11 protein-coding genes are annotated in these 11,678 nt (G+C 68.7%); 6 read left to right on the top strand and 5 right to left on the bottom strand.

Features of this window, described 5'->3' with window-relative positions; translation table 11 throughout:
• The first annotated feature begins 266 nt into the window (after positions 1-266).
• The 3 genes from ASC91_RS07485 (at position 267) to ASC91_RS07475 (ending at position 3,079) form a co-directional block, all read left to right on the top strand.
• Entirely contained in the window at positions 267-1,166 is a 900-nt protein-coding gene (locus ASC91_RS07485; RefSeq protein WP_056194594.1) for a hypothetical protein, read from the top strand.
• 84 nt (positions 1,167-1,250) lie between these two features.
• Positions 1,251-1,958 (top strand): response regulator, encoded by a 708-nt coding sequence (locus ASC91_RS07480; RefSeq protein ID WP_056194592.1) that lies wholly within the window; start codon positions 1,251-1,253, stop codon positions 1,956-1,958.
• A complete protein-coding gene (locus tag ASC91_RS07475) occupies positions 1,952-3,079 on the top strand; it encodes an ATP-binding protein (protein WP_056194589.1) in 1,128 nt (375 codons plus the stop codon). Before ASC91_RS07480 ends, ASC91_RS07475 begins: the two co-directional genes overlap by 7 nt.
• On the opposite strand, the gene ASC91_RS07470 is transcribed toward ASC91_RS07475, so the two are convergent.
• Complete coding sequence (locus ASC91_RS07470; protein WP_056194586.1) at positions 3,076-3,972, bottom strand: AraC family transcriptional regulator; 897 nt, start codon at positions 3,970-3,972, stop codon at positions 3,076-3,078. The genes ASC91_RS07475 and ASC91_RS07470 overlap by 4 nt on opposite strands.
• Positions 3,973-4,069: 97 nt before the next feature.
• Here ASC91_RS07470 and ASC91_RS07465 point away from each other — a divergent pair, with 97 nt between their 5' ends.
• A complete protein-coding gene (locus tag ASC91_RS07465; RefSeq protein WP_056194584.1) occupies positions 4,070-4,813 on the top strand; it encodes an SDR family oxidoreductase in 744 nt (247 codons plus the stop codon).
• A 4-nt stretch (positions 4,814-4,817) separates the two neighbouring features.
• Here the strand turns inward: ASC91_RS07465 and ASC91_RS07460 are convergent, their stop codons facing one another.
• Positions 4,818-5,306: a cupin domain-containing protein gene (locus ASC91_RS07460; RefSeq protein WP_200955241.1), complete on the bottom strand. Its 489-nt coding sequence runs from the start codon at positions 5,304-5,306 to the stop codon at positions 4,818-4,820.
• Positions 5,307-5,382: 76 nt separating this feature from the next.
• Here ASC91_RS07460 and ASC91_RS07455 point away from each other — a divergent pair, with 76 nt between their 5' ends.
• Together ASC91_RS07455 and ASC91_RS07450 are read left to right on the top strand one after the other, a co-directional pair.
• A complete protein-coding gene (locus ASC91_RS07455; protein WP_056194581.1) occupies positions 5,383-6,828 on the top strand; it encodes a PLP-dependent aminotransferase family protein in 1,446 nt (481 codons plus the stop codon).
• Between the two features lie 74 nt (positions 6,829-6,902).
• Positions 6,903-7,697, top strand: a complete 795-nt coding sequence (locus ASC91_RS07450; protein WP_056194578.1) for a hypothetical protein — start codon at positions 6,903-6,905, stop codon at positions 7,695-7,697.
• Positions 7,698-8,363: 666 nt separating this feature from the next.
• Here the strand turns inward: ASC91_RS07450 and ASC91_RS07445 are convergent.
• Genes ASC91_RS07445 through ASC91_RS07435 form a run of 3 tightly spaced genes read right to left on the bottom strand, consistent with a single transcriptional unit; the run spans position 8,364 to position 11,321 of the window.
• A complete protein-coding gene (locus ASC91_RS07445; RefSeq protein WP_056194577.1) occupies positions 8,364-9,161 on the bottom strand; it encodes an ABC transporter ATP-binding protein in 798 nt (265 codons plus the stop codon).
• Between the two features lie 4 nt (positions 9,162-9,165).
• Entirely contained in the window at positions 9,166-10,071 is a 906-nt protein-coding gene (gene ntrB, locus ASC91_RS07440; protein ID WP_056194574.1) for a nitrate ABC transporter permease, read from the bottom strand.
• A gap of 2 nt (positions 10,072-10,073) precedes the next feature.
• Entirely contained in the window at positions 10,074-11,321 is a 1,248-nt protein-coding gene (locus tag ASC91_RS07435; RefSeq protein ID WP_056194571.1) for a CmpA/NrtA family ABC transporter substrate-binding protein, read from the bottom strand.
• Positions 11,322-11,678: the final 357 nt, after the last annotated feature.

Here is an 11,678-nt window from a genome sequence, read left to right as displayed (position 1 = left end):
CGCAGTTCGACCTGCGCGAGCCGACGTTGGACACTTGAGAAGGTGTTACCCATGTCCTGGCACGGGTGTTACCCATGTCTCCGGTCTATACAGCCCCGCAGAAGAAAGTTACCCCGCCGCCGGGCGGGACTCCCGGCAATGCCGCGAGCAGCAAGCCGCACCGCAAAAGCAACCAAGCCATATTTCCACGCCGACACGATCTGTCGATTCCCTCGATACATCCGAGCGATGCAATGCCTCCATCCGACACTGCCGAAGGAGCTGCAATGCACCACGATCACGACGCCAAGCATGACCACGACCTGGGCCTGGCCCACGACCTGAGCCGCCTGCACCAGCAGGCCTTCGAGCGGCGGACCGCGCTGCGCTGGCTGCTCGGCGCGGGCGCCGTGTCGCTCAGCGGCGCCGGCGCGATAGCGCTGACCGGTTGCGGCGGTGGCGGCAGCAGCGCGACGAGCGACTCATCGTCCTCTTCTTCATCGGGCTCCTCCGGCGGCAGTTCCGGCACAACGACCAGCAGCTGCTCCGTCATTCCCAGCGAGACCGAAGGCCCCTATCCGGGCGACGGATCCAACACCGCCAACGGCAGCGTCGCCAACGCGCTGGCCCTGTCGGGCATCGTGCGCAGCGACATCCGCGCCAGCATCGCCGGCGCCAGCGGCGTAGCCACAGGCGTGCCGCTTCAGGTCATCATCGAGCTTGTGAACACCAACGCCTCCTGCGTCGACTTGTCCGGCTACGCCATCTACCTCTGGCATTGCGATGCGCTGGGTCGCTATTCGATGTACTCCAGCGGCGTGACCGGCGAGAACTACCTGCGCGGCGTGCAGGCCACCGCCACTGACGGCACGGCCACCTTCCAGACCATCTACCCGGGCTGCTACTCGGGCCGCGTGCCCCACATCCACTTCGAGGTCTACCGCAGCACGACGACGGCGACCAACTGGAACAACAAGCTGCGCACCTCGCAGCTGTGCTTCCCGTCGGACTCGAACACCGCCGTCTACGCCACCAGCGGCTATGGCAACAGCGCGGCCAACAACAATGCCATCAGCCTGTCCAGCGACGGCATCTTCAGCGACGGTTATTCGACGCAGCTCGCGACGATGACGGGCTCGGTCAGTGCCGGTTATGTGGCCCGTTTGAAAGTAGGTATTGCCGCATGAGTGGGATCGAGCGCCGGGCCGCCTCTAGCCGAGCCGCATCCCCTCGAGGGATCGGTCGGTGTACCCACCGGACGAGGGGCTGACATGCATTGCCTCGTTGTCGACGATGACGCCGAGATCCGCACCAGCCTGACGGCCTATCTGGAAGGCTTTGGCTGGCGGGTCAGTGCGGCGGCCGACGGACGGGGCATGCGCCAGCAGCTGACGAGCGACCAGGTCGATGTCATCGTGCTCGATCTGATGCTGCCCGGCGAAGACGGCCTGGCGCTGCTGCGCTGGCTGTCCACACGGGCCGATGCGCCGCCGGTGCTGATGCTGACCGCACGCGGCGACACCATGAGCCGCGTCGTCGGCCTGGAGCTCGGCGCCGACGACTACCTCGCCAAGCCCTTCGAGCCGCGCGAATTGGTCGCGCGCTTGCAGGCCCTGGTGAGGCGGGCCAACAAGGGCGGCCAGACCCTGGCCGAGGACACACGCCTGCTGCGCTTCGGCCGCTGGCGCTTCGACCGCATGACGCGCCAGCTCATCAATGCCGACGACGTCGGCATTGCCCTCTCCAGTGCCGAGTTCCGGCTGCTCGGCGCCTTCGTGCAGCGACCGGGCCGCGTGCTCAGCCGTGACCAGCTCATCGAGCTGACTCGCGCGCCCGGCGTTGAGGTCAATGACCGCAGCATCGACCTGGCCGTCTCAAGGCTGCGCGCCAAGCTCGGCGACACCGCTCGCGAGCCCAGCCTCGTGCGCACCGTGCGCGGCGAGGGCTATCTTTTTGATGCCGAGGTGAGCCCGTGCTGAAGCCATGGAAGGACTGGGATCGCCTGGGTCTGCGGCTGTTCCTTTTGATGTGGGCCGCGTTGGCGCTGAGCCATCTGGCGGCCTGGAGCCTCGTGGCGCAGACGCTGCACGGGCCGGGCATGGACGGGCGCCCCGGGCCACCCCCGATGCATGCCAACAGAGGCCCGATTTCTCCGCCGGCTGGTGGCTTTGACGACGCCGGCCCGCCACCGCGCGGTGAACACGTCGCCCGCGTGCCCACCTTCCCGTCGCTGCCGCCCAGCTTGCCCTGGCGCTCCAGCCTGCTGGATTACGGTGTGCGCCTGCTCGTCATCGCGTTGGCGGCTTGGTGGGGTTCGCGCTGGCTGGCCCAGCCTGTGCGCCGTCTCGTTGCCGCGGCGCAGGGGCTGACGCCGGCGCTCGCCCAGGGCCGCCCGGCGCCCGCGCTCGACGAGGCCGGCGGCACCCGCGAGGTGCGCGACGCCGCCGCCGTGTTCAACCGCATGGCGGCCGAGCTGAGCGGCCAGTTCGAGGAACGCGGCCTGATGATCGCGGCCATCTCCCACGACCTGCGCACGCCGCTGACGCGCATGCGGCTGCGGCTGGAGACGGGCGAGGTGGAAGCCGGCGTGCGCGAGCGCTGCGTGGAGGACATCCGCGAGATGAACCGGCTGGTGGAGAGCGTCATCGAGGTGTTCCGTCCCGCCGAGGCGGCCGAGGCCCAGCGCGTCGATCTGTCGGCCCTGGCCCAGTCCGCTGTCGACGACCTGGCCGAGACGGGCGCCACCGTCAGCTTCACCGGCCCGCCGGCTGTCGTGCGAGCCGATCCGGTCGCCCTGCGTCGCGTGGTCGACAACCTCGTCGGCAATGCGCTGCGCTATGCCGGCCAGGCCGAGGTCAGCGTCGACCTGTCGGCCGGTGTGACGCGGCTGGTGGTGGAAGACAACGGCCCCGGCATCCCGGAAGCCGAGCTGGAGCGCGTGCGCCAGCCCTTCCGCCGCGTCGAGGGCTCGCGCAACCGCCAAACCGGCGGCACGGGGCTGGGCCTGTACATCGCCCAGCAACTGGTGCGGCGGCAGGGCGCGCTGCTCGTGCTCAGCAACCGGCCAGAAGGTGGACTGCGGGCGGAAGTCGTTTTCTAGGCGCCTCGCGCATAGCGCGCCGGTGGCTGGCCCACGTGGCGCGTGAAGGCCACGCTGAAGGTGCTGGCCGAGCTGTAGCCGACGCGCTCGGCCACGTCGGCCACGCCCAGGCTCTCGTCGCGCAACAGCCGCCGCGCCAGAGCCATGCGCCAGGCCAGCAGATAGCTCATCGGCGCGACGCCCACCGCGCGGTTGAAGCGTTCGAAGAAGGCTGAGCGCGACAGGGCCGCCTCCCTGGCCAGTGAGGTGACGGTCCAGGGCTGGGCCGGTGCTTCGTGCAATCGGCGCAGCGCGGCGGCCAGGCGCACGTCGGCCAGGCCGCGCACCAGGCCCGGCGACGCGGCGGTGCCAGCCGCACAGCGCAGGGCCTCGATGAGCAACACCTCCAGCAGCCGCGCCAGCACCTCGTCGCGCGCCGGCCGCTCGGCGCCGGTTTCGTCGATGAGCAGCCGTACCAGCGCCGTCAACCGCGGCTCGCCGCGCACATGCATCAGCTGGGGAAGCAGCGAGACCAGCAAGGCCGCATCCGGCGAGCCGAAGCTGCAATGCCCCACCAGCAGCCGCACGTCGGCGGGGCCGTCGGCGTTGCCGACGCGGTAGCTGCCGTCCGCCAGCCGCTCGGGCAGTGTCAGGGGCAAGTCCGCCGCCGCCGGGCCGGCGCTGCTGGTCGTGAAGGGCAGCGCTGCGGGCACGAGGGCGAAGTCGCCGGCTTGCAGGTCCAGCGGCGGTTGCCCGTCGACCGTGAGGCGGCACGCGCCTTCCAGCACGACGGCATAGAAAGGCAGGCCGGCGTCCGTGCGGCGCACCCGCCAGTCGCCCGCACCGGCAACCACCTTGGAAAAGCGTGCGCCGGGCTGCAGGAGACCAACGACTTCGGCGAGGGGATCGGTCACGACAGGACGTTTGCCAATGTTTTGCGGACTTTTGATTGTAGGCAGTCCTGCTGCGCCGCCCTATCGTGGCGCATCCCCCAACCCCCAGGAGTTCCCCATGAAAACCGTGCTCATCACCGGCTGCTCGTCCGGCTTTGGCCTCGAAACCGCGCGCCACTTCCTCGACCAGGGCTGGCAGGTCATCGCGACGATGCGCACGCCGCGCGACGATCTGCTGCCGCGCAGCGAACGCCTGCGCGTGCTGCCGCTGGACGTGACCGACGCCGCCAGCATCCGCTACTGCGTGGACGCGGCGGGTCCTGTCGACGTGCTGGTCAACAACGCCGGCATCGGCCTGCTGGGCGCGCTGGAAGGCATCCCGATGGCACAGGTACGCGAGATCTTCGAGGCCAATACCTTCGGCACGATGGCGATGACTCAAGCCCTGTTGCCGCAGATGCGCCAGCGCCGCTCGGGCATCGTCATCAACGTCACGTCCAGCGTGACGCTGAAGGCGTTGCCGCTGCTGGCCGTCTACACGGCGAGCAAGGCGGCGGTGAATGCGTTCACCGAGTCGCTGGCGCTGGAGCTGCATCCCTTCGGCATCCGCGCCTGCGTCGTGCTGCCGGGCCGCTCGCCCACCACCCGTTTCGCCGAGAACGCGCGCTCGCGCATGCAGGGCAGCATTCCCGAGGCCTATGCGGAGCTGGCCGAGCGTGTGTTTGCCAGCTGGGCGCAACAGCCGGCGGGCGAGGTCACGCATGGGCAGGATGTGGCCCTGGCTGTGTGGCGCGCGGCCACGGACCCCAGCTGCGCGATGCGCCTGCCCGCAGGTGCCGACGCGGTGGCGTTGGCGGCCTGACGGCTCAGGCGGCCGGGGCGAGGCGCGGCGTCAGGCCTCGCGACGCGCAGAAGTCACGGTAGCCGGCGATCACGTCGGCCGTCGTGATGTGCCGTTGCACCGTGCCGTCGGCCGCCACGTAGTCCACGTCGCCACGCACGATGACATGCAGCACCAGCACCTCGTCGCCGACCGCCTCCCAGCTGTCGACATTGCCGACGGGCTCGAAGACATAGTCGCCCGCGCCGATGACGCGGCCGTCGTCCAGGCGGCGCTGGCCCTGCAGGTTCAGGCCGTGCACCTCGCCGTGGTGGCGGTGCAGCGTCAACTTCGTTTTAGGCGTGAGCCGCATCAGCTCCACCCAGCCGCCATCGGCAAGGAATTGCAGCGGCAGCGACCACTTGCCCGGGCCTTCGGGGATCCAGGCGTCCAGGCCGGCGCGCCGCAATGCTGCGTCGACATGGGGCCGGACATGGGGTTGCAGGCCGTCGAAGGGTGTCGTCATCGAGCTCATGGCAATCTCCTGTGTTGCAGGGCGCTAGAGTGCCGGCTTGCATGGCTCCACAAAAGAGCCAAATTGAAGAGAAGACATGGAGCCAAGCCTGGAACTCGATCTGCAGCTCGCCGCGCGCGGTTCGCGCCTGGCCAGCCTGCATGCGGCGCTGCGTGACGCCATCGCCAGCGGGCGCCTTGCACCTGGGCTGCGCCTGCCGTCGTCACGCGAGCTGGCGGCGCAGGTGGGCGTGTCACGCAACACCGCGGTGGCCGCCTATGAGTTGCTGGCGTCCGAGGGCTGGCTGGAGTCGCGCGGCGCGGGCGGCAGCTTTGTGGCCGAGCTGCCGCGGGCCGCGGTGGGCGTGTCGGACCGCGCCAGCGTGGCGCCCTGGGCCGACAGCCGCTGGCTGCGCGGCGAGAGTGGCGGGTGGCCGGCGGCGCTCACCAGCGGCCCGGCACCGGCCTATCACTTCAAGACCGGCATGCCGGACACGGCGAGCTTTCCTTTTGACGTGCTGCGCCGCCTGCAGACGCGCGCGCTGCAGGCCGCCGCGCGCGAGGCGGCAAGCTACCCGCCGGCGCAGGGCCTGCCGGCGCTGCGGGCCGCCATCGCGGGCCATGTGTCGTCGTCCCGCGCGGTGGCTTGCACGGCGGACGACGTGGTCATCACGGCCGGGGCGCAGCAGGCCTTCGACCTGATCGCGCGCGTGCTGGTCACACCGGGTCAGACGCTGGCCGCTGTCGAGAACCCCGGCTACCCGCCGCTGCGCGCGGCCCTGCTGGCTGCGGGGGCGAGGCTCGCGCCGATACCGCTGGACGCTGAAGGGCTGGTCGTGAGCGCCCTGCCGACGGAGACACGCATCGTCTGCGTGACGCCGTCGCATCAGGCGCCGCTGGGCATGGCGATGTCGCTGCCGCGCCGGCGCGACCTGCTGAACTGGGCCGCCGCGCACCAGGCCGTCGTCATCGAGGACGACTACGACGGCGAGTTCCGCTTCACGTCGCGGCCCCTGGATGCCTTGAAGACGCTGGACCGCGATGGCCGCGTCTTCTATGTCGGCACCTTGTCCAAGAGCATGCTGCCGGCGCTGCGCCTGGGCTATGTCGTCGCTCCCGCCTGGGCACGCGAGGCGCTGGTGGCAGCCAAGCATGCGGCCGGTTTCGGCACGCCGGCGCTGACCCAGGCCGCCGTGGCCGACTTCATCGCCGAGGGCCATCTGCTGCGGCATGTGCGCCGCATGCGCGCCGAGTACGCCGAGCGGCGCCGCGTGCTGGAGCAGATGCTCAAGCGCCATATGGGCGATCGGGTGGAAATCTTCTCCGCCATTGCGGGCCTGCACCTGGCCGTGGCGCTGCCCGGCGTCGATGCCGACGAGCTGACGCGTCGCGCCTGGGCCGCCGGCGTCGGCGTCGAGCCGCTGAGCCGTTATTCGCTCGGGGAGGGCGGCGTGTCTGGCCTGGTGCTGGGCTATGGCAGCGTCACGGCGGCGCGCATTCCCGAGGCCGTGCGGCGCCTCGCAAAAGCGCTTGGCACCCTCTGAATCGCTGAACTTGGCTCTGTGACCGGGCGACCGGACTGCCTAGGCTGCAGGCCTGGCAAATCACGGAGCACACGATGGCCCACTTCATGTGCCGCACCTGCGGCACCGAACACGACGACAGCGCCCAGCCGCCGGGGCTGTGCCGCATCTGCAGCGACGAGCGTCAGTACGTCGGCTGGCAAGGGCAGGCCTGGACGACACATGACGAGCTGGCCACCCTCCACCGCAACCGGCTGGAGATGGATCACACGCTGTTCGGCATCGGTGTCGCGCCGGGCTTCGCGATTCCGCAGCGGGCGCTGCATCTGCCCGAGGCGGGTGTGTTGTGGGAGAGCACGGCCCTTGTCACAGAAGAGGCGGTGGCTGAGCTGAAGCGGTGCGGTGGCGTGGAGCGCATCGCGATCTCCCACCCGCACTTCTATTCGGCCATGGTGCGCTGGAGCGAGGCGTTGGGCGGCGTGCCGATCTTCGTGCACGAGAACGACCGGGAGTGGGTGGCGCGCTGTTCGCGCTGGGTGGAGTTTTGGCGCGGCGACACGCTGGACCTGGGCCGCGGCGCGACGCTGCTGCGCTGCCCGGGGCATTTCCCGGGCAGCACGGTGCTGCATTGGTCTGGTGGCGGAAAGTCGCTGTTGCTGGCGGGTGATGCGCTGCATGTGGCGCAGGACCGGCGGCATGTCAGCTTCATGTACAGCGTGCCCAACCATGTGCCGGCAAGGCCGGCGTTGGTGAGGGAAACGCAGGCGAGGCTGCGGGGTATTCCCTTCGATGATGTTTATGGGTTCACGTGGGGGCTGAACATCATCGGCGGTGGGCGGCAAGCGGTGGATGCGTCGTTTGAGCGCTATTTCGAGGTAGTGGCTGGGTAGGTTGGAGGGTTGCTTTAGCGGAGAGCGTGCCTGCCCGCTGCATTGCCGGGAGTCCGTCCCGGCGGCCGGGTAACTTTCTTCTGCGGCGCCAGAAGAAAGTCACCAAAGAAGAGGCGCTGAACCGCACGCGAGCGCGACGCCGCGAGGAGCGGCGCGCGAAAACTCTCACTTCCATTTCGGGCAGACGCGACCCGCTGCGCTCTCGCTGCTGTCCCTATGACGAGCATCAAGGATCGCCCCTTCACGCCGGTTAACGTCGGCTGCACGCCGAACTCACCAGGAAATACCGCGTCGCTGGGGCGACGCCACAGGGGTTGGTGCCAGCCACCGGTTGCGTCGCCCGAGCGACGCTGCATTTGGTTTTCTGGTGAGTTCGGCGTGCAGCCGCGCGTTAAGCGGGCAGGTGGTGCGATGGATGGTGCGGGTGACAGGGACAGCAGCGAGAGCGCAGCGGGTCGCTTCGTCCCGCAAAGCCGGAGGGCGTTTTCGCGCGCCGCTGACGGCGGCGCCGCGATGGTGTGCGGTTCAGGGCCTCTTCTTTGGTGACTTTCTTCTGGCCCCGCAGAAGAAAGTTACCCGGCCGCCGGGACGGACTCCCGGCAATGCAGCGAGCAGACGCGCTCTGCGCAAAAGCAGCCCGCCCGCAGCCATCAAGCCATCAAGCCATCAAGCTGCCTGCTCCACATGCGCATGCCTTGTGTACAGGAAGTCGATGACCTCCTTGCGCGCCGCCACGTAGCGGGCATCCTCGGCCAGCTCCACACGCGCGCGCGGCCGCGGGATGCCGACTTCCAGAATCTCGCCAATCGTCGCCGCCGGCCCGTTGGTCATCATGACGATGCGATCCGACAGCAGCACGGCTTCGTCCACGTCGTGGGTCACCATGACCACCGTGCTCTGCGTGCGCGCGACGATCTTCAGCAGCTCGTCCTGCAGCTTGGCGCGGGTCAGCGCGTCCAGCGCACCGAAGGGCTCGTCCATCAGCAGCACCTTGGGCTCCATGGCCAGGGCCCGGGCGATGCCGACGCGCTGCTTCATGCCGCCCGAGATTTCATGCGGGCGCTTGTGCAGCGCATGGCTCATGCCCACCAGCTCCAGCGCGGCGCGGGCGCGCACCTTGAGCTGGGCGGGGCTCTCCTTGCCACTGAAGACGGACTCGACCGCCAGCAGCACGTTGTCCAGGCAGGAGAGCCAGGGCAGCAGCGAGTGGTTCTGGAAGACGACGGCACGCTCGGGCCCCGGCGCGGCGATCTCGCGGCCGTCGCAGATCAGCGCGCCCGAGGTCGGCGCCAGCAGGCCGGCGATCAGGTTGAGCAGTGTCGATTTGCCGCAGCCCGAGTGGCCGATCAACGTGATGAACTCGCCGCGCTGCACGTCGAGATTGACGTCCTGCAGCGCATGGAAGCGCCCCTTGCGGGTGGTGAAGACCATCTCGGCGGCTTGCACTTGGATGAAGGGCTTCATGGCATCAGTCCTCGAAGGTGAAGTGCTTGGCAAGAGACATCAGGAACCATTCGAGCAGCAGCCCGACGGTACCGATGACGAAGATGGCGATGATGATGTGGGCGACGTTGAGGTTGTTCCACTCGTCCCAGACCCAGAAGCCGATGCCGACGCCGCCGGTCAGCATCTCGGCCGCGACGATGACCAGCCAGGCCGTACCGACCGACAGGCGCACGCCCGTCAGCACATAGGGCAGCACCGCGGGCAGCAGGATGCGCGTGATGACCTTCCACTCGGACAGGCGAAGCACGCGGGCGACGTTGAGGTAGTCGACCGGCACGCGCTGCACGCCGACGGCTGTGTTCACCACCATGGGCCAGATCGAGCAGATGAAGATGGTCCAGATCGCGGCCGGGTTGGCGCTCTTGAACACCAGCAGGCCGATGGGCAGCCAGGCCAGCGGAGACACCGGCTTGAGTAGCGCGATCAGCGGCGACACCATGCGGTTGGCGAACTCGAAGCGGCCGATGATGAAACCCAGCGGGATGCCGACGAGGGCCGCCAGGCCGAAGCCCATGCCGACGCGCGACAGCGAGTTCAGGATGTTCCAGCCTATGCCCTGGTCGTTCGGGCCCTTGCGATAGAACGGGTCGGAGAAGAGCTGCACGGCGGCATCGAAGGTTGCTGCCGGGGTGGGGAAGCTGCCGCCCTTCATGGTGGCCAGGCCCCAAAGGCCAATGAGCAGGGTCATGCCGAGGACGGGGGGCAGCACGCGCATCGCCAGCGCACGCCAGTCGTAGGGCGTGCGTTTCGGTGCAGGCTTGGGCATCTCGGCGGGTGCGGCAACCGCGGGGCGGCTGGCGCTGGCGGTGGTGGTGGATGCAGAAGCCGCAACGGCTTCGCCCGGGGAGTGGAAGACTGCGGAGACCATGATTAAGCCTTGATCTTGAAGCCGTCGGCGTACTTCGCCGGGTCCTTGCCATCCCAGACAACGCCGTCGATCAGCTTGCTGGTGCGGAAGTCACTCTTGGGCACGTTGATGCCCATGGCGCTGGCCACTTGCTTGTAGAGCGCCGTCTGGTTGACTTGCTTGGCCACGGCCAGATAGTCAGGGTGGGCCTTGAGCAGGCCCCAGCGCTTGTGCTGGGTCAGGAACCACATGCCGTCGGACAGGTAGGGGTAGTTCACCGCACCGTCGTTGAAGAACTTCATGTGATTGGGGTCGTCCCAGGTCTTGCCCAGGCCGTTCTGGTAGCGGCCCAGGATGCGCTGGTTGATCGCGTCGACACCGGTGTTGATGTAGGCCTTCTGCGCCACCGTCTCGGCCATCTTCAGCTTGTTGGACAGGCTGGCGTCGATCCAGCGGCTGGCCTCCAGCACGGCCATCATGACGGCGCGGGTGGTGTTGGGGTACTTCTTGACGAAGTCGGCGCTGGTGCCCAGCACCTTCTCGGGGTGGTCCTTCCAGATGTCCTGCGTCGTGTTGGCCGTGATGCCGATGCCGTCCATGATGGCGCGGTGGTTCCAGGGCTCGCCGACGCAAAAGCCGTCCATGTTGCCCACGCGCATATTGGCCACCATCTGCGGCGGCGGCACGGTGATGAGCTTGGCGCCGGACATCGGGTTGATGCCCGCGGCGGCCAGCCAGTAGTGCATCCACATCGCGTGGGTGCCGGTCGGGAAGGTGCCGGCGAAGGTGTATTCGCGGGGGTTGGCGGCCATCACCTTGGCCAGCGAGGGGCCGTCGATGGCGCCCTTGTCGGCCAGGGCCTTGGACAGCGTGATGGCCTGGCCGTTGTTGTTCAGGGCCATCAGCACGGCCATGTCCTTCTTGGGGCCGCTGGTGCCCAGATGGACGCCGTAGACGAGGCCGTAGAGCACATGCGCCATGTCCAGCTCGCCGTTGACGAGCTTGTCGCGCACGCCGGCCCAGGAAGCCTCCTTGGTCGGGATGATCTTGACGCCGTACTTCTTGTCGAAGCCCAGCTCGGCGGCCATCACGACCGATGCGCAATCCGTCAGCGGGATGAAGCCGATGCGCACTTCCTCCTTCTCGGGCTTGTCCGATCCCTGGGCCCAGGCACCGCCGGCCAAGCCGAGGGTGGGGAGGGCTGCAGCCGCGGCCAGCAGGCTGCGGCGCTGAAGGTGGGGCGTGGCGTTCGAGTTGTCGCTGGCGGTCATCACGGGCTCCTGTTCATGCAAGGCGCAACGCCGTGCGACCACGCATCGCCCGCACCGCGGCGAGCAGTGCGAGCGACAAAGGAGAGGTCGGACGCCGTTGTCCCGAAGTGCCGGCCGATTCATCAGCCGGCCGGCCCGAGAGGCCTGCGCCATTGCAGGCCTCGCATTGGTTAACGCAGGTTGCGTGCCAGCCCCCGCACCGTGGCGCCAGGCCCGATTTGCACGCGCTTGGCGCATGGCAGGCGCTGTGGCGGGCGGTTTGCGCCGGGTCGGTGCGTGCAGTCACGACGCGTGTTGGTGCGTCCGGGTACGCGGCGCCCCGGGTGCGGGCATGCATTTTTAGGAGCGCCCGCAATT

Origin of the sequence: Pelomonas sp. Root1237, assembly GCF_001425055.1 — a bacterium.
Classification (GTDB): Bacteria; Pseudomonadota; Gammaproteobacteria; order Burkholderiales; family Burkholderiaceae_C; genus Pelomonas.
The sequence above is the reverse complement of the archived record's forward strand: the minus strand, read 5'-3'. Positions and strand labels throughout refer to the sequence as shown.